Origin of the sequence: Paenibacillus sp. AR247 (genome assembly GCF_002968895.1) — a bacterium.
GTDB lineage: Bacteria > Bacillota > Bacilli > Paenibacillales > Paenibacillaceae > Paenibacillus_AQ > Paenibacillus_AQ favisporus.
In genome coordinates this window covers 302374-323123 of record NZ_PCZT01000009.1, presented here as the reverse complement: position 1 = coordinate 323123, position 20750 = coordinate 302374, and the positions used below count along the sequence as shown (strand labels likewise).

The window sequence follows — 20750 nt, the reverse complement described above, 5'->3', positions numbered from 1 at the left end:
ATACAACCATCGCACAATCTGCTAAACCATAATAATATCTACTATTTGTTTCGTGAATGCAGCATAAGGTTTAACCAGATCCGGCTGGTCTATCGGGAGCTAAAAAGGTAACTGTATTGCCGAGCATAAAACCAGACAAGGCTATATTGTCTGAAGAGCAGGTCCTACGTGAAGCTATCAATAACAAGGAAGCCGCAGAGATTAAAATATTTGTTCCAACAGCTATAAAGTTCGATGATAAATCACATCTATGGACAGTCCGATTCAAAGATGGAGCTTTAACAGATACACAAAAAGAGAAAAAAGTTTCCAAATACCAGATAAATAAAAAGCTTGGTCAAATGACCAAGCTTTTTTGTTCATTGCTGACAAATTCACTTTCCAAATGATCTACCAATAAATCATTTGGAATGCAGGCCGTTCACCAAATCTCGCAGCGGCCCCAGGTCGGCCGTCGCGTCGTACGGATAACGATTCAGCACTTGCAGCAGCAGTTTACGCAGCGTTCCGTCGTCTGTTTTCTTCAGAAGATCTTCCATCTGCGCAATCAGCTGCTTGTACTCCTGAATATGATCAGGTCCGTACACCTCGAATTCAAAGAAGGAGTTTCCGAATACGGTGGCGCGTTTCACTCCCTGGAATTTGACGTAACGCGCCTGCTGCGGATCGAACGTAATGATATCCAGAAGATTGCCCTTAGAGGTGATTTCTCCGTCACCGCCGGACACATTCGTCCAATTCGTTTTGTCCGTAGATACGAGCAGCTGGTACGTTTCGGCGTAAGCTCCTTGCCACTTGATGATGACTTTGCCGACATCTTTTGGAGCGCCCAGATCGACGATAAACCAAGCGTCATCCACGTAAGCGCTCGACCATCTGGACAGTGGAGACATATCCCCGTCAACCGCCTTGTCGGAAGAGTAATACGGGAATTCGAGTTCAGACGACTCCGTAGCCTGATGGAGCGCCAAATTATCGCCGCTCAGCAGCTCGATTGGTTTGTTGTAGATCATGACGTTATCCAGCACGCCCTTAAACGCATTCGTTTCACTTCCGATCCGGAGCGTCGGCAGCACAAGGGTATTTAATTTCGGGTATTGTTCCTCCAACCTTTCCACGTATTCGTCCAAATTAACGAACAGTGTCACGCCTTTTTTGTCGCCCTTCAGCGTGATATGCGTCCACTTGTCTTCCGGAACCGAGTAGTTAAATGTACTGTCGTAATGCTCCTTCGTGAAACCAAGCTTGCCGCTGCTGCCTTGCTTCAATTTTAGCGTTCCAGCCGGAGATTCCATCAATATAGCGTTATCGGGGTTGTTTTTGTCGGGTTTGATCCACATCGAAACCGTCCAGCCGAAACCTAAGGCGTCGATCGACGTTTGAATATAGCTCTTCCCGCCATTCAGTCGAACACCATTGCCGTATTTTCCTTCCGTCATATTGACGTTCAAGCCCTTGCCGTCAAAACGGTTGCCGGATTCGTCCTTGAATTTGTTTTCAAAAAGATACGAAATGACTTTGTTATCATTGTTGCTTACGGTGATTTTATGGGACATGTCGGCGTTTGGCGCGTCGGCGATTGCCTTCGCCCGCTGCTCGAATTTCTCATAGGATCGGTCATCCCTCGTTCCGGTCCACATTTTTTCCGAGACCGCTTGAATTCCCGGAAGCAAACGTTCATGCGAATCGTCCATCGACAGGCCGTTGGCTTCGGACACGTCATTCCATAAGCAGAACATACCGCCTTTGACGCGCGGATGGCCGTAAGGAAGTGTCGTCGTTTCCCACTTCACCGGCTCCCACTCATTGTAGATGAATTGGGAATTCAAATAGTCACCGTATAGCGTAGGGACGATATACATGAATACGTTTTGGGTGTTGACGACGTCATAGCCAAGATCCACTGCCTGCTGTGGAGAACCATAAGGTTCATGCCAAATGTTCATGGTAGCGTCGGTACTGATCGGCGTCGTGCCGTTATGTTGAGTAAGTTCGCCCCACAAATGCGGATGTTTGCCTTTGCTGTTGATATGCTTGATCAGTGTATCGATATATCCGCGGAACACTTCGGAATTCCCGCCGTATTCGTCTGTGCCGATGTTGACGTCCGGACCGATGAATGTCGGATCATTTCCGTCCACATATTCATCCCACAAAGACTTAACGAACTGAACGGTTTCCGGTTTGGTAATATCGAGGCCCCGTTCATTTCCAAGCGCCGGATTGTAGGAAGTGAATGCTCGGGAATGCCCCGGCGTATCGATCTCCGGAATGATGTTTATGCCATATTCCATGCCCAGCAGCTGCAGATCCTTAAATTCCTGCTTCGTATAATGGCCGTTCGGACTCGCCAGCCCTGGATAGGTGGTGCTTTCGAGCCGGAAAGCGGCCGTCGTGCCGTCCGCAAATGGTGTGCCGACGTCATCGTTCAAGTGAATTTGAAACGTGTTCATTTTGTACCAGGACAACAATTTCACGTAATTTCGGAGAAAATCGATCGTATAAAACTTGCGCGCGACATCGATCATCAATCCGCGCTGCGCGTATTTCGGATAATCCATGGCTTCACCTTTCGGAATGGTCCGATCCGGATGCTGCTTTATAATTTGCAGCGCGGTTCTCGTACCGTAAAAAGCTCCTTTGGCGGACAAGGAAGTGATCGAAACGTAATCGCCGACCTTGAACCGGTTGCCTTCTTCGCCGAGCCGTGTCAGGGATGGATCTATGGACAAGTACAAATCACCGGCTTTCGGTTTGCCACTTACAATCTTGAGATCATACCCGGTCAAATCCAGCAAATCCTGGCGGGTCAGCTCGGCCGCATTCCGCAAAGTGGATTCGTCTTGGGGATTCACGACGATCCGCGAAGAGTTTTTTAGTCTATACTTGCCAGTATCCCCGTACCATTCCTGCAGGGAAGGAATGACGTCTGGTTCGGCGTTCCGATCCGGAGTTTGCTTATGCTGTCCCGGCACCACAACGGGAATGTTCCCTGAAATCAGCTTCCGGTTCGGGTCTTTCTCATCTTCCACTTGTACGATGAGATTGACTTTGGCATCCACCAGTGGTGTACGGATTTGGCCGTCCTGGTCGATAACAGGCTGGCGGTCGCTTCCATACAGGCTGATTTGATAACCCTCGGGCACGTCCACATCCGACCAATCGAGTTTCGTTTGTCCAGGCTGGACCTTCAACGACGCAGAGACATTGTCGATAATCGTTTGCAAATCATGTAATTGGTACACTTCGAACTCATAAAAAGAGTATCCGTACAGCGTGCCTTCGACAGGCGCCCGTTTGACACCCTGGAATTTTACGTACCTTGCCTCGCGCACAGAGAAGTCGATCGTTTCGACACCACCTTTGCATTGTATAATGCCGTCATTATCCCTGACGTTCTCCCAGTTCTCACCGTCTGCCGACACAAGGATTTTGTAAGTATCGGCAGGGGTTTGCCAGCGAATGACGACGCGGTCGATATCCTGCGGTTCGCCAAGATCAACGTAAAACCACTGGTCATCTTCTAATGCGGAAGACCATCTGGTGTTTCCTTTCCCGTCCACGGCAAGCTCCGGATTCAAATAGTCTACTTCGTTGCCGGAAGCGAAAACCGGTTTATTCAGAGCCAAATTGGTTCCGCTGAACGTGGAGGACGCAGCCATCTGGCTGGCAGCTTCATCCTCTTGGGGCCCTTCAGGGGGCTTACCGGAATCCTGGCCGTAAACGGCATCGGTGACGTTTGGATGCTTTTCGCCATTGTCTTCTCCCCCTTGGGGCGGCAGGTCATTTGGCCCGACAGCGGAGGCATTCATGATGTCCTGAGCTTCGGGCTTCGCAAGCGCGGCTCTCGGCTGAACGGCTGGTGTCAGCATAACGGCAGCTGTCAGCAGTACTGAAAGGGCTTTCATTTTTGTGTTCTTCATTTGTCCCTCCATGCATGGTTTGGTTTGATGGAAAAGCCATATGTCATCTCGTCAAACGAATGGATCCCCCCTTTCACGAAATCCGTACAAGACCATAATGGAACCGCTTTCAAAAACAAAATTTCTCTTTCCCCATTTCCATCTTTTCTCGCCAAATTGTGCGGCGTCCGGGGTACACACCTCCCAAGCCCGGACGCCGCGGATATCCGCCATAATTACTTCGCAGCGAGTGATTATGTTGAATATTAGGCTTTCCCACATCGTCTCACTGATTTCAACCATCAAACACCCGCTTCTTCCTTCTGATACATCTCTGTCAGCTTGATGCTTCTGCCCTGCTGCAGACGAGATCGTTCGGAAGCGAAGGCCATCAAATGGCTTTGCAAGGAAGCTGTAGCCGATGTAAGGCCTTGGGTCATGTTGCGATCAAACTTATGTACATTTTGGAGGAAGGAGCTCACCATGCGCTCATCCCCTCCGCCGTGACCGTCTCCCTGAACGCTGCATTTAATTTCAATCTCTTCTCCCGTCGTATAGCGGTACAGCGTAAATGAGCCCTTATCCATATCGCCAATGATCTCACCCTGAGTGCCCATAATCTGCACACGGCGAGTAGCGCTCTTGGTTAATCCCGACATAATAAAACTAGCGTTGGCACCGCTGGCAAATTCCATATTGACGACCTGATGGTCGACAACATTGTTATCGCAGCGATAGACGCAGCGGCCGAACGGTCCTTCCCTAAGCGCCCGGATAATGCCTTCCTGTGATAAATCGTGCGTCATATAGCGCGCCCAATGATCGGCAGGCTGCTCCAAATACAGTTTAATCGCTGAAAAGGCACATTCCCTCTCTGCTTCGCAACCATCGATGCAGCGGTCGGCTGCACCCTCCAGCGCGTTCTCGGCTTTAAAATGAAGCAATGAGCCAAAGGAGCTGACCGCTGTGCACGGCTCATCCATCAGCCATGAGATGAGGTCCAAGTCATGGCAGGATTTGGCCAGAATCATCGGGCTTGTTTCCTCGGAGTTACGCCAATTGCCGCGTACGTAGCTATGAACCATATGGTGATAGCCTACGTTCTCTGTCAGCTGAATGGTGCCGATTGCCCCCAGCTCCCCATCCGCGATGCATTTCTTGATGCCCGACCAGAACGGGGAATAACGAAGCACATGCGTGACCGCCAGCAAACGCTTATTCTTTAGAGAAGCCTGCTCCAGTTCGATGCATTCCTGCACATTCGGTGACATCGGTTTCTCCAGCATGACATGGTAGCCAAGCTCCAGCGCTTTCATTGCGGGGATATAATGCATCCGATCAAGCGTGGAGATGATCATCACGTCGGCTATTTTCCCCTGCTCGAATGCTTTTTCCCATGAATGATAAACATGCTCTTCAGCGATTTGATGAGCCTCGGCAAAATGTTGTCTGCGTTCATCATCCGGCTCGGCAACTGCAACAAACTTCAGCTCATTCGGAAATTTCTCCGCATACGGTCCATAAATGTATCTTCCTCTACTGCCTGCGCCTAATAGTACAGCCGTTAATGCTTTCAATGTTCTTCCCCCTTGCATATACAATGGCATCGATCATGATTTCATTGTAAGGGGTGACCCCGCGCACCAAAAGAGATCATTGATTACATTCCATATACATTTATTGACCTTGCTGCATCGTTTCGGAGCGGGCCATACGAAAATCCTGAGGTGTCATATCATTTTGCTTCTTAAAGAAGCGGATAAAGGCAAGCGCTGAATTGTAGCCGAGCTTGGCGGCAATTTCATTGACCTTCATCGATGTATTGAGCAGCATGTCCTTGGCAATAACATTGCGGTAATCATTTACGTATTTAGACAGTCCAATGCCCGTGATCTGCTTGTAAAGCCTTGATAAATAGGATGGATTCAAACTGACATAATCTCCAAGCGCGGTTAGGGATATATCATCCGCAATATGCTCCTCTATATAGCGATGCACCTTATGGACGACCTCTGCGGGCAGCTCTGTTCCTCTAATCGCATTCCATTCAAAAAAGCAGTCTGTAATTTGCCAATAGTATGGAATGAGCTCCGTCCATGAAGCGGTTTTCTCCTGGCGGAACAGCAGATCCAAATTAATCTGGGTATTTATGTAATCTCGCATCTCTTTATTTTTGTGCAAATGCGCCAGAAATACCGCAGATAGGGAATGGTACAGCTCAACCTTTCGCCCATCAGGAGTATCCGGATCTTTCCAGCTGTCTGTCAATTCAACAAACAATTTACTAAACTGCTCCCGGTGATTATTTTCAATACAGCTCATCAGCAGTTGTACACGAGCGTGGAACATGCCGTCATGATAGCTTTTTGCCCTCTCTTTTTCTTCGGACTTCTGAATATCCTGATCTGTCATGATGATTTCGTGGAACAAGCCACGGCCTTGCATAAGACCGTATTTCATCGCATGAAAACGATCCGACAGCCGATTCCATGGAACGGCCTCGCTGCCAATTAAAAAAGATACGGAGAGACTCAGCAACTTTTTGCTGGTAGCCTGTATCGTCTCCAAATTGCCGCTCACATAGCGGTATGCCCGGGTCCATTCCATCGTACCGGTATTCGCCGTTAGCTCCGGACTGGCTTTGGGCTGAAAGATCCATACCATTTTGTTCATGTCAAATACGACGGAGAAGCAGCGCAAATGGGCGGATAAATATTCATCGGCGATATTTTGAAGAGCGTAAGCGAGCAAAGCCTTGTCCGGCGCCGTGAACATTTCCTTCCAGGCATCGATCCGGCCAATCAGTAAATAGACAGGCAGCGATGCGTCAAGCGGAATGTCCATTTCCGCAAAAGCGTCCCGAAGCTGCTGCCCCGTCATCGTCTTGCCTTGAAATAAGCCCCAAATATATTCCTTCTGCAAGGAAGGCATCGCTATTCTCATTTTGGACTGGGCACGCAAGATCATTTGCGCCTGATCCTGTTCCTCTTCAATTTCCTCGATCGCCCGCTCAACGGTATGAATGATCTTCTCGTCGCTCTCTACTTTCAGCAAATAATCAAAAGCCCCAAACGTCAGGGCACTCTTCGCATAGTGAAAATCATTGTACCCTGTCAATAAAATTACTTTGCACTTCGGCCACTGCGATTTTATTTCCTGCAGCAGCTCAATGCCCTCTATGCCAGACATCTTAATATCCGAAATCACAATATCCATTCGGTGATGAGATAGTACCTCCAATGCCTCATCGCCGGAATAAGCCTTCATGACTTCAAGCTCCAAATGCTCCGTCTTCTCGAACAACTCCAGAAGACCATCTACAATAATCGGCAGATCATCTACGATTAAAAGCCTGTACATGGTGATTCCTCCTTAGCTCATGCTCAGTTTAATAATAGCTTGAAGCCCGCCAAGCTCAGAGCGTGATACGGTAATCCCAAACTCTTCTCCATAACGAAGCTGAATTCTACGATGAACATTAAGCAGGCCGGTTGTCTCCTCAATCTGGTTCGTTGAATAACGCAGCCTCTTGTCAAGCGCTTCGATCTCCTCGTCCGTAATGAACTCGCCGTTATCTTCTACATAAATGTAAAAGGCATCATTTCGCAGTTTGCTGTGCACCCATAGCTCGCCTGTGCCCAGCATATTGCCGAGAGCGTATTTATAAGCATTCTCAATAATAGGCTGTAGAATCAATCGGGGCACTTCAATCGGCTGGGCTTCGACGTCAAACAGCACTTGTATTCGATCCCCGTAACAGATCGACTGCATCTCCACATAAGTGCGGGAATGCTCAAGCTCCATCTCCAGCGGAATGTTGTCATCATGATGGCGAGTAATGAACTGAAAATATTGCCCGATGTATAAACAAAACTGGTAGGCTTTTTCCTTCTGGCTATCGGATTTAATCAAACGGCAAAGCACGAAAAAGCAATTATATAAAAAATGAGGATTAATTTGCGATTGCAATCTTTTCAGCTCCGAACGCTGCGTGCGAATTTGCTGCTCATAATTTTCCTCAATCAGTGTTTTCAAAGATTTCACCGTATCGTTAAAAGCCTGGTATAAATAGCCGAACTCATCCTTCCTGCGGTCGATCAGGATCGGCTCCAGCTCGTTTTGCTGCATACGTCGGAAAGAACGCACCAGCTTGATCAATGGACGGTATATTAACCGGATTAAAAAATAGGTAAAGAAAAATACAATAAAAACAGCAAGCACGCAGGCCCACCAAAATAAAGCTTGATATACCTGCAACGAACCGAGAATCATCTCTTCCGGTATGCTCGTTACCATGTAACAATTCCAGAGGCTGGAATACTTGAATACGGTTAGAAATCGCTTGTTTTTATAATGGATCGTATCATAGCCTTCATCCAAGTTCGCTGCCTGCTTTTCAAAAGCCAGCTGCTTCATCAGATCATGCAATTCAAGGTCGGAGCCGCTATTGATTTCCCAGTCGCGCTCCAGATTAAACAATACGGTCTGGCCTCCCCTGCTATTGCCGATTTGCGCTAATGTTTCTTTAATTTTGCCGGTTGAGAGCTCTACGCCTACCACATAGAGCGGGTCTTTTTTGCCTGCAGGGTACTGCATCGTAATAAACAGCCGGTCCTGCCAATAAATAAAGGGCCCCGTATAAAGCTTCTTGTCTGGCTGCATCGCTTCATATTCTTCCGCATTCAGCTTGGTTTCATAGCTGTTGCTCAGCACCGTGCGCTCGATCTGCGGAATGTACGCCTTCGACTCGCGAATAAACGGACTGGAATTTTTCATTAAATCCAAGCGGTGCTGAATATCCAATATTTTAGACGACCGCTCGTAGAAGTTCATCTGCTCACCTGTCGCCGCTACTTCCATTAAATCCCTGTCCATGACGTAGTTAGGCAAATATCGGCTGATCCGGTCTGCTTCCTGATCCAAAGAGTCCAGATAAAACCGTGTCGTATTTAAAATCGAATCGGATATTTCACTGCGGATATGATTGGCCCCTTGCTCATTCATCATCCAGGTAATAGCCATAAGCGGCAGCAAGGCCGCCAAAAAGGCGGCCATTATTTTTTTGAATATAGAGGAATCCTGTAAAAAGAATATACTTTTCATCGTTTGTTCTCCTGTGCCCGAGATCTACGACCTTCCTGCCTATTCTTTTACACTTCCCATTACAATGCCTTTGATGAAAAACCGCTGCAAGAATGGATAGACAATAAGAATCGGGAAAGCCGCAACGAAGATTTGTGCCGCCCTGCTTGTTCGGTCAGACAGCTGGAGCATGAGTTCCACATTTTCTGATTTAATAAATCGAAAATCCAACTTAATAATAACGGTTTGCAAAAAGGTTTGCAGCGGGTAATTTTCTGGATGATTCATATAGAGCATGCCATCAAACCAGCTATTCCAATGCCCTACCATCGTAAAAAGCCCCGTTGTCGCCAGTGCGGGCAACGATAGCGGAACATAGATTTTCCAGAGTGTTGCAAAATGCCCGGCTCCGTCAATCCGCGAAGCATCCTCAAGCTCCTTGGGCAAATTGCGGTAAAAGTTCAATAGCAGGATGACGTTGAACACGTTGATCGCTGCAGGAAACACCAGCGCTCCGAGAGAATCAATAAGTCCCAAGCTTTTTATGGTCAAATAGGTAGGAATAAGTCCGCCGTTGAACAAAATCGTAAAAACGAAGATCCAGGCATAAACGGTTCTTAGACGAAACGTATTGCGGTCCTTGGATAAAGGATAAGCTGTAACAATCGTTAACAGCATGCTTAATGCCGTCCCTGCTGCAACCCGCTCTATAGAAACGCCAAAAGCTCTTAAATATTCAGGCTTACCGAACACATTATCATAAGCTGCTGTTGTAAATTCTACAGGCCACAGCGCAACCTTGCCGGCTGCCGCAGCCGATCCTGAGCTAAAGGAAATCGCCAAAATATGAATAATCGGCATTAAGCATAAAAGAGATATAAACACAAGAAATAGTAGATTGCTAACTAGAAAAGCCCTTCTTCCCGAATGACGGTTTCATGACCACGGTCTGTCTCCTTTCTGAATCACCGACTTTTCCACTCTCTTAGAAAATACGGTAATTCGCTAGTCGGTATGCGAGTACGTAGGATACGGAAATGAAAATAAAAGATACGACGGATTTCAATAAGCCGACAGCTGTGGCAAATCCGAACTGGGCTTGCTGGATCCCCATGCGGTAGACGAAAGTATCGATGATATCGGCACTTTCATAAACCGGCGCGCTGTACAGGTTAAAGATTTGATCAAATCCGGCGTTCAGCACATTCCCGATATTAAGCGTAAGCATAAGAACGATGATCGGCATCATGCCCGGCAGTGTCACGTGAAGGGTTTGTTTCCAGCGGCCCGCGCCATCCATTTCAGCGGCTTCATAAAGCGTAGGGTTAATTCCGGTTAACGCCGCCAAATAAACAATGGTGCCAAATCCAAATTCCTTCCATACATCGGAGACGACCATGACATAAGGGAACCAGTTATTATCGCCAAGAAAGAAGATCGGCTTCATACCGAACCATCCAAGCACCTGGTTAAATATGCCGGAGGAAGGAGATAAAATATCGATCAAAATACCGCTCAGCAGCACCCAGGATAAAAAATGGGGCAGATAGACCAGGGTTTGGAACGTTCTTTTCATCCATTCTCTGCGCAATTCATTAAGCAAAATAGCAATGGTGATCGGCACGAACAAACCGGCAACGATTTTCATGACAGCAATATATACCGTGTTAAAGAAAATACGGCCGATATCCGGATAATCCATTAACAATTGGAAGTTCCTCCATCCTATAAACGGGGAGCCCAACAACCCTTTATTCGGCACATATTTTTGAAAAGCCATCATGATTCCTGTCATCGGAATGTAACTAAAAATAATAATCAAAGCCAAGCCCGGGAGCAGCATCAAATGAAGCGGCCATTCCTTCTTCCACATTCGCGTCAGACTATTCACATCTTCACCTCGCTGATTCACTTTTCGTGCTGTTCATGCTTTGCTAAAGAACCTGGTTGTTCTTGAAAAAGGGAGGGATTGCATCGATTCAATCCCTCCCTGCGCTGCAGATTCTATTTAAGCGATTTATACCACTCGTTAACTTCTTTCGTGATTTCATCGCCGCCAAGCTTCTTCCACTCTGCAACGAATTTATCGAATTCGTCTACGGATACTTGGTTCATCATGATTTTGATGAATATTTCATCACGTTTCTTCGTTAAAATTTCTTGACGGTCTGCCATCGTCGGAGTAGGCGCCCCGTAGAATTTGTTTTGCAAGTATTGCTTGTTCTTTTGGATTTCTGGAACATAAGAAAAGGCTCCATGAGGACCGGATATTAAATACTCCCACCACATGTTTGTATCGCCTTTAACGTATTGCATGGCGCGTGCATAACGCGTTTTTTGGTCTGCTGTCTCAAGGATGCTTTCGTCTTTGTTTTCAATGGCTTTGGGCAAGATTTCGCCGTTATTGTCAAACTGTTTGCCGACTCGAAGCGGGTTAAGCAGCCAGTAGTTATTGCCTTTTTCAACTCGGTCTTTACCATACCCATATACTTTCTGCTCTTCTGTCGGATGATTGTCAGCAACGATCCATTGGTTTAACAAACGGATAACGCCTTCCGGATGCTTGGCTTGTTTAGAGATAACATAGTATTCATCAACGCCAAGACCAATTTGATTCAATGTAGGCTTGTTATCAATTGAAGGGATAGGGAACACTCCCCATTCTTGAACAACCTTGCCGTCTTTCACAGCCCCTTTCGCAAGCTGTGCCGGTGTCCAGGAAGCGCCAAATACCATGCCGATGCTGCCGTCGTAGATGAGCTCAGCAGCTTTTTCCGTATCTTTAACCGAAAACTCGGGATCGATCAACCCTTTTTTGAACATGTCTTGCAGCGCTGCAAGAGCCTGCTTCATCTCGGGCTGAATATCACTGTTCATCAAACCGCCGTTTCCGTCTTCCATCCAAATGTTTTCATAAGCATGATAGCCGTTCAAGAACGCTCTCAGACCTGTAACGCCTGTCTCTATACTAAATGGGCTCTTGCTGACCGCAATACCGAAAGCTTCTTTTGTGCCGCCAGGATTCTTCGCTTTGAACGCTTCGGCAATTTTTAAGAAATCATCCATTGTTTTAGGCTCAGGCAAGCCCAGCTCCTTCAGCCAGTCCGTACGAACGAACAAAAATTGATAGTTGAATGGGTTGTATGAGCTCGGAATACCCACCATTTTCCCGTCAATCATCGCTGTTTTCATTTGCATGCCGCCGTCCATGGTCAGAAATTTTTTCGTCTCTTCCGTAGCATGCTGATCATAAATTTCTGTCAAATCCATAATCATATCCGCTTCAGTAAGCTCTTTAAGCTGTGTAGCGTTTACAGGCAAGAAATCCGGAAGATCGTTGGATGCGATGGCTATTTTTACCCTCTCTTTAAATTGGCTTATATCTGTAACCCATTTGTTTGTAATTTTGACACCGATATCTTTTTCATAAGCATCATAAACTGAGTTTTTGTCGAAGCTTTCACCTTCGTCAAATTTCAAGTAAGGATCGCTTGGCGAAACCGTTGAAACCTCTAGAATATCATTGCCGTTTCCTGTGCCTGTTGCTTCGATCGGTTCCTTGGCATTTCCAGATGAATGGTTTGTCTCAGACGACGTTTTGCTGCTGCAGCCTGTCATCGCCAATGCAAGCGTCAAGGAGACTATGGCAAGTGCCTTTTTGCTCTTCACATTTTACCCCTCCGGTATATTTCGTTTTAGTTTTCGCTGCAAGCTGTGCTGCGGTCTTTCATAATTTTAGTATAGAAAGAAGCTCTCCGCTGTTCTATACACTAGTCTTTACATTCGTATACACCTCTTGACACCAGGCAAAAATCAATTAAAGAAGTGTATCAACAAAAAATCACCGGCATATGTGCCGGTGATTTATTTAGATGCTTATGGAATTGGTTATCATCCGCCAATTGATGAAGCCCCTTTTAGCTTTTAATGAGGCTGAATTCCTTTTCCGTGTACTGGGTCTAAGGAAATCCCGACGGCTACGGTGAACAAATGGTTAGATGTTTAGTCGAGATTTTTTAGTGTCTGTTTACTTAAGACGTCCAGCTTGGTCGCTTCCTCTTCGGTCAATTCTATGTCAATGGAATGCAGGTTCTCAAAGAAATGCTTCTCGTTCTGTGTGCCCACGATGGCCGAGGTCAGGCCCTTCCGGCCTAGCAGCCAGCTAATTGCGATTTGCGAGAGAGTGGCACCTTTGGCTGCGGCGATTTCCTCTAAGAGACGGATGAGGTCCTCCGTCTTCCGCAGGTTTTCTGATTGGAATAAAGGCCTCTCCTTGCGAAAATCCGTAACTTCTTTGCCTTTGTGGAAAATTCCGGTCAAAATCCCCTTAGCGAGGGAGTTGTAGCTCATGATGCTGATGTCGTTTTGCAAACAATAGTCAAGCAATTCGTCTTCAATGCTGCGCTGGAGCATATGATACTCCGGCTGTATCGCGTCAACCCGCCCATATTGCATGGCTTCTTTCAGTTGAGCCAGAGAGAAATTGGAGACACCGATTGCACGAATTACGCCTTCTTCTTTCAACTTGCTCAGCTCTCCCATAGATTCCTCGATCGGGATGTCGTTACTGGGCGTATGGATGTAATACAAGTCGATATAGTCCGTGTTCAGCCGGAACATGCTTTGCCACAGGGCCGTACGGATATCTTTGGGCCGTAGATGATGAGCGCTTACCTTCGTTGCGATTACGCACTGTTTTCTTACATTGGCCAAGGCTTTTCCTACAATAAACTCTGAACGTCCGGCCCCATAGAGCTCAGCGGTATCGAATGAACTGGCCCCGTGCTCAAAAGCTTGACGGAGAAGCCGGATGTTGTCCTCTTCGGGCTTCAGCTCCCAGCGAGTCAATCCGCCTGAGAAGGCATTGCCCCCTCCCAGTTCCATTGCGCCGTACGTAATGCGGGACACTTCTATGTCTGTTCTGCCGAGTTTTGCGTACTTCATTAGACTTCTACTCCTCTCTCAAATCGATATGTACAGGAACAAAAAAACGATATGCCTTGAATCGAATGGGATCTCGAGTACAACCTATATTTCATATTCGCGAATCGATTAAGCGATCCTGCCTGTTAGCTGAATTAAGATGATTTTATAAGGGGAAGTAGATAATCATATCAATTACGGCTAACAAAAAAAGCCGCAGTTACGCGGCTATGAAGAGAATATGTTCTGTTCTTATCTCCTTACATCCCCAGCTAACTCCTCTCAGGGCAGATCGGTATAAATCCATCCATCATCGCCCGGATAGTTCAACGACCTTGGTGGCAATGTTGCTCACAAATTCGCTGTCATGCTCTACAAACAGAAGCGTCGGTGTGTATTCGAGCAGCAGTTCTTCAATTTGCATGCGGGAGATGACATCAACGAAATTAAGCGGCTCGTCCCAAATATACAAATGGGCTCTTTCACTGAGACTTCTAGCGATCAATACCTTCTTCTTTTGACCGCCGCTGTAGGTTGAAATGTCCTTTTCAAATTGCAGTCTCGAGAAATCAAGCTTCCGCAATATCGACTTAAACAGGCTTTCATCAATCCCGCAGCTTTTCGCATATTCGGACAAATCCCCCCGAAGATGAGACGTATCCTGGGCTACGTACGATATTTTTAACTGCGCGTCCTTATGGAATCCTCCGTTGTATGGAATATCCTCGCCGCAGATCAGCTTCAAAATACTGGACTTGCCTGAACCGTTTGCACCGGATAGCGCAATCCGCTCCCCTTGTTGAATCTCGAAGGTCACGTCTTCGCATACCGTTTTCGACTCGTATGAAACCGAGATGTGATCCAGCTCGGCGAGGCGCTCTTTGTAAAATGGAAGCGGAGCAATTTGTAGACTCTCTGCGTTCTCGATATTTTTGAGAAGCTTACTTTTCTCCTCAATGGCAGAGAGTTGCCGCTGCTGGATGGCTTTTGAGCGTTTCATCATTTTGGCTGCTTTATGACCGATATACCCCTTGTCCACTTTGGAGCCGGAGTTTCTCGTGCCGTTTTTGGTACTTTCCACTTCATGCGACCAGCCACTCGTCCGCTTGGCGGAATCCGATAAGCGTTGAACGTCCCGTTTCAGCTTTTCGTTCTGAGCCAGCTCGAATTGGTCCTGCCTCTGCTTGTTCTCCCACCAGGTTGAGAAATTGCCCTTCTGGATTTCGATATTGGTTTTGTTGATGGACAAAATATGATCGACGCACCGATCCAGAAAGGCCCGGTCGTGGGAGACCAAAATAAACCCGCTCTTTCGGTTGAGGTAATCGGCGACCAGCTTTCTCGCATGCAGGTCGAGATGATTCGTCGGCTCGTCAATCAGTAAGAAACGGTTGTCCTTGATGAATAAGGCTGCCAGCAGCACCTTCGTCTGCTCTCCGTTCGACAAAGTATTAAACGTGCGGTACAGCACATCCTCCGATACCTTCAACCAGTTCAGCTCTCGAATCAGTTTCCAGTGAAGATAGTCCGGATAGACCTCACCGATTACGTCTATAGTAAGGTATTCCTTATGTTGTACCTCGAACGGGAAATAATCGAATTCGACGTTCGCGGATATGGTCCCGCTGTATTCGAGCTGCCCCTGTATCAGACGGAGGAATGTCGTTTTCCCTCTTCCATTCCTGCCCGTGAATCCTAATTTCCAATCGGTATCGATCTGAAAATGGACGTTCTCAAAAATGTTGTCATAACTTCCCTCATAGGCAAACGTCAAGTTCGAAACATAAATCTGTGACATCTAATCGACCTCCAGTTAAGTGTTGGCGGAGAAAATAAACCGTTCCCGCCCGTTACACGGAAGCCAACAAAAAACGCCGAAAGAACACCAGTCCAACCAGTGCTTCTCGGCGCTCACATGAACCCGACCATACAATAAATAAACCGAGCGACATCCATTCAAAAATCGACTAGGCAGATGTATATACTCTTTATAATATAAATACAGAAAGAAGAATGTTAATGACGATAATCCCAGCCGCAATCTCCGGGTCGTTTTCAGTACGACAGACGAAATCGCACTACTTTCCTTCAAAGCTTTTAATCTGGTCCCTTCTGCTACCCAAACAGCAGAAAGGGCATTCCCTATTTCAGGGAAAGCCCAAACTTAGATTGAACCAGCCTTTACATCTGTCATGATATATAGTAACGAGAGGATGAGTACTTAATCGTGAAAAAGTGAACAAAAAGGGTGAGCTACTATTTGGCAAATTAATATACGCGACACAGGAACACGAAATTCTTAGTCGAATTATCTATATAAGCATTTGACGGGAGTTTGATACCTCGTAGTATTTCCTTCCTCTGGACCAACGGAAGACAACGAAAATCTTCGTCGCCGCAAGGCAATTATTAAGGTCTGCGATAACAACCGATTTCGAAGGCTTTCCGGACTGATTTCTTCCAGGAGGGTTCCAAATGAGAGTAAATAACTATCAAGCCACAATCCGATCGGAAATTCTCCTCGTACGGCATAGGAGCCATCGCTGTTAGCCGTAATCATCGAATCAGGAAATTCATCATAGACCCGGTAAGCGCCTTTGATATCTCTTACTCTTCATTGACTGTGCCAAAGATAATAATACGGCTTTATCCCATTTGCAAAAAGGCTATCGATCAGTTTGACTAATTCTTCGGACGATAAGTCTTTGCCGTTGCGTATCCAAAGGCGAAACAAAGATATTAATGTTGATATGTAAAACTCAATCAGGTATGGCGCTAAGATATCATTTGTTGGAAGATTCACAATCAATCTCTCAAAGGGAATTTCTCTTTTCAGGCGTTCAACAAAATGAACAGAACCATAGTCACCCAGGAGGGCTTTTAGGACAGAAATATCTTCTGTACTTTCCAAGCATTGAAGCGCATCTTGGAAAGTATGAGTAGAAAGCTCCCTGCTTGCCATTTCCTCGTTAATGGATTTCAAAACCTTCTCTTCAACGTAGTTCAGCAACTCATAAATATCTGTAAAGTATTGATAAAATGTACTGCGGTTATATCCTGACTTATTGGCAATCTCTTGAATAGATATTTTTTCAATTGGCTTTTGGCTATATAAATCACAGAACACATTTATAAAGGTCTGCCTGGTTTTGTCTGTAATCTCAGGTTGCTTGTTCATGATTTGCCTCCATTTCCGGTTCAATAGATGATCCGACAGATATTGAAAATCTGATGGTTGATGACTGTATGGTGAATCCATACAATATTATTATACAACACGTTGTTGGATCATCAATAACGGATTATCAACTCTTTGGGGGAGTCTAACATGAAAATTTTATTCTTCGGTAGAGGTGTAATATCGACCCAATATGCATGGGCTTTCGAACAAGCAGGTCATACAGTTGAGTTTTACGTTAGAAAGGGGAGGAAAGAAACCCTCGGAAGCAGTATAGCGCTTGAAATGTGGGACGCACGAAAAGGGAAAAAGCTCATAAAAGGAAGCTGGAACGTCAAACTGCATGAGGAGATCCTTCCCAATTATGATCTCATTATTGTGAGCGTCAACACGGAGCAACTTCCTGAAGTAGCACAATTCCTATCAACTGCCGCAGGAAATACCCCTATGCTCCTATTCAATAACATTTGGCAAGATTTGAAATCATCGATCGCACCATTGTCTATGAACAATGTTGTCTTTGGCTTCCCTGGAGCAGGAGGTGGCATCGCGGACAATAAGCTTAGAGGCGGCTTTTTGAAAATGGTATTTCTAGAAATACCACGGGCAGGCACTGAGCATATTAACAACAAGGTCAAAGAGCTATTTGAAAGTGCCCATTTTAAAATTAATTGGGTAAAGGATATGCAAAACTGGTTATGGAATCACTTTGCCATGAACGCAGCGATGGAAGCCGAGGTGTTAAAACGGGGAAGTTTTCCAGCGGTCATGAACCATAGTGACTCATTCGCAAATGTTGGTCAGCATATGAGGGAAATGGTCCCTGTACTTAAAGCAAGAGGTGCAAAGCTTGATGCCACTTCTCTCCTGCTGACTAAAATTCCACCGGCCCTTCTCGGCATACTTTTTACCAAGGTTATTTTTGCAAAAGGCAGCTTACCGCGGCTTTTTGTGGAATACAACAATAGTAAAGCAGGTTTTGCGGTACTTGAAGTTGTGAGAGAAGCAAAAAAGGCAGGCATACCTTTGCCGCGTCTTACGATGGCATTTGAAAATACGGAATATACAAAAGAAATATAAAGAATCCTGGTCATAACCCTGTCAAGTAGACAAGAATAAAAAGACACCATTATGCTGCGACCGTTTCTCGGTACTCCACTGGGGAACAGTCGTTTAGTTTCTTCTGAAAACGTTCATGGTTATAAAACGAAACGTACTCTTGAATAGCCTGTTCCAACTCCGAAATCGACTTTAGATGGGATAGATAGATTTTTTCGGTCTTCAGATGGGAAAAGAAATTATCAACTACATTAACCTGTCTGTCAGCTTAATGAAATAACTCTATTTGTTGATTAGATACTTATCTAATCGGTAATCGGCTCATGTTCTTGTTTCCTTTCGATTCCAAAATTCCGCAGCATATTCTTTATTTTTCATCGACAAGCGCCATCGAATTGGAATCCATTCTGCAGATCCGATAAAAATCCACGATGTATTGGTGCGTCAGCACACCCCCCCTGTGTGTTGTCATAATTGGTGAGAAAAAAACAAGACGAAAATGTTGATTCATCATGAGCGTTTTTCATATTTACTGAGAGGAGTTTCTTTATTAAACGCCGGATATAATGCTTACTTTCACTATTAGTGAGAATTCCTGCAACCCCGAATTTGCATATTTATTCACTCACATACATCGATTATGGACGTTTCATCAGGAAGTACTCGCGTTGTTTCGGCAGCGGCAGAAATCAGTAGTTTTGTTTCAGGGAGACAGTAGTTCGCTCCGTGTTGAAACCAGGCTGGGAGGATACAGTTGTCGCAGAACAAATCTCGCTCTCCCCGCCAGCAGCAAAGACCAATTTGGCTAGCGCTCTCTTCCTTGAAGCGCTCCGTATGCAGATCCAGATAATCATCTCAATGCCAATTTTCTTGAAAACGAAGGAATTCATCCATAACCAACTTCGCTAATGGAGTATACTGGATATCCGCCGTAATTCCGCATTCTGTCCCATCATTGTAGATCTCGATCCTCCCTTCTTCCGAAAAGGCATGTACCAATAACTGTCCCCCCCAAAACTCGTCGTCTTCTGTATAGAGAAGACGACGAACTAAATAAGGGGGCCTCCTGATACAAAATAGAACTGTTCCATAAATATTTTTCATTTTTTTGTAAAGCATACAGGTTGAAGGAGTGATTGAAGTGAAAATCAAAATAAAGCAAATGTTCCTTCTGCCGGCATTTTTATTTGTAATGAACGTAGGCGGTATTTGTGAAGCTGCACCAGAAGAGCCGGTAGAGAATTCAGCAAAAGACATACGAACCTACACGTTATCCATTCTTCATAGTGATATCAATGACGCGATTTCAAAAGAATTTCATATTACAGATTGGGGGTTCTTTCCAAAGAAGGTTTGCGAAATAAATGGTACCAGTCTTACTTTAGAAGGGGATCTCTTGGATAATAAAGTAAAAAGGAAAATTAGAATCGATTTAGAGAAGAATGACAACTCAGGCTATAAGGTTACCCGTGTTTCTGAAATTTCCGAAAGCACTAATGCTGACTAAGTATGGCGTTGACTGCATCGCACTTCCTATTTTAGAAGGCCGAAACAAAAAATAACCAACTCCTTTGAGTTGGCTTTTTTATCCACTTTCCAATGGATTGGCTTATGTCAGGCTGGGGAAACTCGAGGATCTTTCCCACTCGCTTTGTGCTCATGAAATCAACGAATCAATGCATTGTTTAATTCGGTGGAAACTAATGGGCTTTTCAATAAAATCCGCAAACCCCTGACAACGTGTCTTTGCGCCTGGATCTGTTGAGACGGCAATGATATGTGGCGGGTTAACTAAGAAGGAAACAATCTCTTCAGCCGCTGAAATCCCATCCATGAACGGCATGTAGATATCCATAAAAATGAGCTGATAGGATTTTGATCTCGTCGCAGCAACGGCTTCTAACCCATTGGTCGCAGTATCTGCAGAATAACCAAGTTTTAGTAAGATTCTAACCAATACGGTTCGATTGACTTCATGATCATCAACCACAAGTACATTCATTGAGAACATCCTTTCATGAAGCCGAGAAGAGGACCACGCACAAGCAATTTACCATGTAAAGTCTCCAAATTAAAAGCTAACATTTTAATTTACCCGTTTAATTAGCATGCGAAACCCAAACCCCAAAGAAAAGAGAATCTTTTTTGAATAATACTTGGGTAAAACGTGGCCATGAGCAAATGAATTTGATGCCGGCCTTTTCCTGGTTAATCGCCCAGCCCAGGACGTTTTCTTTGACGACGAGGTGCAATTCAAAACGAAGAATAATTTCGACAATACAGGGAACTAAGAACATAACTACAATCAGGAGTGGTGAAAACAATGCTTGAGTTTTTAACTTTAGCTGCAATATGTTCATCAGTCAAAGCATAATCGCCCAACCCAGAAACCCAAGGTTGGCATAAGTTAATTTAATTAAAGTAAGAAGTAGGTGGAAGGAGGTAACCATTTATGAAGAAGAAGAACAAACGAAAAGTAAAGTCAATCGTTCTTATCCGGCCCAACGCCGGTCATGATAAACCGATGCGTGTCAATGCATCCATAAACGAGCTGGAATGGTTGGGCAAAAACAAATCGACACAACTGCCGAGCAAGCCGATCTAAA

General features: G+C 45.5%; 16 protein-coding genes and 1 pseudogene. 4 read left to right on the top strand and 13 right to left on the bottom strand.

Translation table 11 applies throughout. The features are described 5' to 3' along the window. Positions 1-116: 116 nt before the first annotated feature. Positions 117-389: a hypothetical protein gene (locus CPT76_RS09375; RefSeq protein ID WP_105442726.1), complete on the top strand. Its 273-nt coding sequence runs from the start codon at positions 117-119 to the stop codon at positions 387-389. A gap of 12 nt (positions 390-401) precedes the next feature. Here CPT76_RS09375 and CPT76_RS09370 read toward each other — a convergent pair whose 3' ends face one another. The 11 genes from CPT76_RS09370 to CPT76_RS09320 form a co-directional block, all read right to left on the bottom strand. Continuing rightward, positions 402-3923: a discoidin domain-containing protein gene (locus CPT76_RS09370; protein ID WP_105442725.1), complete on the bottom strand. Its 3522-nt coding sequence runs from the start codon at positions 3921-3923 to the stop codon at positions 402-404. A 281-nt stretch (positions 3924-4204) separates the two neighbouring features. Next, positions 4205-5479, bottom strand: coding sequence for a Gfo/Idh/MocA family protein (locus CPT76_RS09360; RefSeq protein WP_105442723.1), 1275 nt, complete (start codon positions 5477-5479; stop codon positions 4205-4207). Positions 5480-5579: 100 nt separating this feature from the next. Then, positions 5580-7262 carry a response regulator gene (locus CPT76_RS09355; RefSeq protein ID WP_105442722.1) on the bottom strand — a complete coding sequence of 561 codons (1683 nt, stop codon included), beginning with the start codon at positions 7260-7262 and terminating at the stop codon, positions 5580-5582. Between the two features lie 12 nt (positions 7263-7274). Continuing rightward, positions 7275-9005 (bottom strand): sensor histidine kinase, encoded by a 1731-nt coding sequence (locus tag CPT76_RS09350; RefSeq protein WP_105442721.1) that lies wholly within the window; start codon positions 9003-9005, stop codon positions 7275-7277. Between the two features lie 39 nt (positions 9006-9044). Next, entirely contained in the window at positions 9045-9845 is an 801-nt protein-coding gene (locus tag CPT76_RS09345) for a carbohydrate ABC transporter permease (RefSeq protein ID WP_374954665.1), read from the bottom strand. Between the two features lie 124 nt (positions 9846-9969). Beyond that, complete coding sequence (locus CPT76_RS09340; protein WP_181152760.1) at positions 9970-10875, bottom strand: ABC transporter permease; 906 nt, start codon at positions 10873-10875, stop codon at positions 9970-9972. A 113-nt stretch (positions 10876-10988) separates the two neighbouring features. Continuing rightward, a complete protein-coding gene (locus CPT76_RS09335) occupies positions 10989-12653 on the bottom strand; it encodes an extracellular solute-binding protein (protein WP_258168238.1) in 1665 nt (554 codons plus the stop codon). Between the two features lie 333 nt (positions 12654-12986). Then, complete coding sequence (locus CPT76_RS09330) at positions 12987-13928, bottom strand: aldo/keto reductase (RefSeq protein WP_105442719.1); 942 nt, start codon at positions 13926-13928, stop codon at positions 12987-12989. A gap of 289 nt (positions 13929-14217) precedes the next feature. Further along, positions 14218-15705: an Lsa family ABC-F type ribosomal protection protein gene (locus CPT76_RS09325; protein ID WP_105442718.1), complete on the bottom strand. Its 1488-nt coding sequence runs from the start codon at positions 15703-15705 to the stop codon at positions 14218-14220. Positions 15706-16215: 510 nt separating this feature from the next. Then, positions 16216-16509 (bottom strand): WCX domain-containing protein, encoded by a 294-nt coding sequence (locus CPT76_RS42445; RefSeq protein WP_483870062.1) that lies wholly within the window; start codon positions 16507-16509, stop codon positions 16216-16218. A gap of 12 nt (positions 16510-16521) precedes the next feature. Next, on the bottom strand, positions 16522-17085 hold the full coding sequence (locus CPT76_RS09320; RefSeq protein WP_181152759.1) for a TetR/AcrR family transcriptional regulator: 564 nt from the start codon (positions 17083-17085) through the stop codon (positions 16522-16524). Between the two features lie 150 nt (positions 17086-17235). Between CPT76_RS09320 and CPT76_RS09315 the strand changes: the two genes are divergently transcribed. Beyond that, positions 17236-18165 carry a ketopantoate reductase family protein gene (locus CPT76_RS09315; RefSeq protein ID WP_105442717.1) on the top strand — a complete coding sequence of 310 codons (930 nt, stop codon included), beginning with the start codon at positions 17236-17238 and terminating at the stop codon, positions 18163-18165. A 49-nt stretch (positions 18166-18214) separates the two neighbouring features. Here CPT76_RS09315 and CPT76_RS41965 read toward each other — a convergent pair. Next, positions 18215-18391 (bottom strand): annotated as a pseudogene (locus tag CPT76_RS41965) (IS3 family transposase); the annotation flags it as partial. An 894-nt stretch (positions 18392-19285) separates the two neighbouring features. Between CPT76_RS41965 and CPT76_RS09295 the strand changes: the two are divergent. Continuing rightward, positions 19286-19651 carry a hypothetical protein gene (locus tag CPT76_RS09295; RefSeq protein WP_105442714.1) on the top strand — a complete coding sequence of 122 codons (366 nt, stop codon included), beginning with the start codon at positions 19286-19288 and terminating at the stop codon, positions 19649-19651. A 150-nt stretch (positions 19652-19801) separates the two neighbouring features. Here the strand turns inward: CPT76_RS09295 and CPT76_RS09290 are convergent, their stop codons facing one another. Continuing rightward, positions 19802-20146, bottom strand: a complete 345-nt coding sequence (locus CPT76_RS09290; protein ID WP_234489896.1) for a response regulator — start codon at positions 20144-20146, stop codon at positions 19802-19804. Between the two features lie 450 nt (positions 20147-20596). Between CPT76_RS09290 and CPT76_RS37165 the strand changes: the two genes are divergently transcribed. Further along, the gene (locus CPT76_RS37165; protein WP_181152758.1) at positions 20597-20749 is read left to right on the top strand and encodes a hypothetical protein; all 153 of its coding nucleotides are present in this window, start codon (positions 20597-20599) and stop codon (positions 20747-20749) included. Position 20750 lies beyond the last annotated feature (1 nt).

Coding starts and splice junctions, on each gene's coding strand:
- CPT76_RS09320 (WP_181152759.1), bottom strand. CDS start 17,085: ATGAACAAGCAACCTGAGATTACAGACAAAACCAGGCAGACCTTTATA.
- CPT76_RS09370 (WP_105442725.1), bottom strand. CDS start 3,923: ATGAAGAACACAAAAATGAAAGCCCTTTCAGTACTGCTGACAGCTGCC.
- CPT76_RS09290 (WP_234489896.1), bottom strand. CDS start 20,146: ATGAATGTACTTGTGGTTGATGATCATGAAGTCAATCGAACCGTATTG.
- CPT76_RS09350 (WP_105442721.1), bottom strand. CDS start 9,005: ATGAAAAGTATATTCTTTTTACAGGATTCCTCTATATTCAAAAAAATA.
- CPT76_RS09355 (WP_105442722.1), bottom strand. CDS start 7,262: ATGTACAGGCTTTTAATCGTAGATGATCTGCCGATTATTGTAGATGGT.
- CPT76_RS09345 (WP_374954665.1), bottom strand. CDS start 9,845: ATGCCGATTATTCATATTTTGGCGATTTCCTTTAGCTCAGGATCGGCT.
- CPT76_RS37165 (WP_181152758.1), top strand. CDS start 20,597: ATGAAGAAGAAGAACAAACGAAAAGTAAAGTCAATCGTTCTTATCCGG.
- CPT76_RS09315 (WP_105442717.1), top strand. CDS start 17,236: ATGAAAATTTTATTCTTCGGTAGAGGTGTAATATCGACCCAATATGCA.
- CPT76_RS09325 (WP_105442718.1), bottom strand. CDS start 15,705: ATGTCACAGATTTATGTTTCGAACTTGACGTTTGCCTATGAGGGAAGT.
- CPT76_RS09330 (WP_105442719.1), bottom strand. CDS start 13,928: ATGAAGTACGCAAAACTCGGCAGAACAGACATAGAAGTGTCCCGCATT.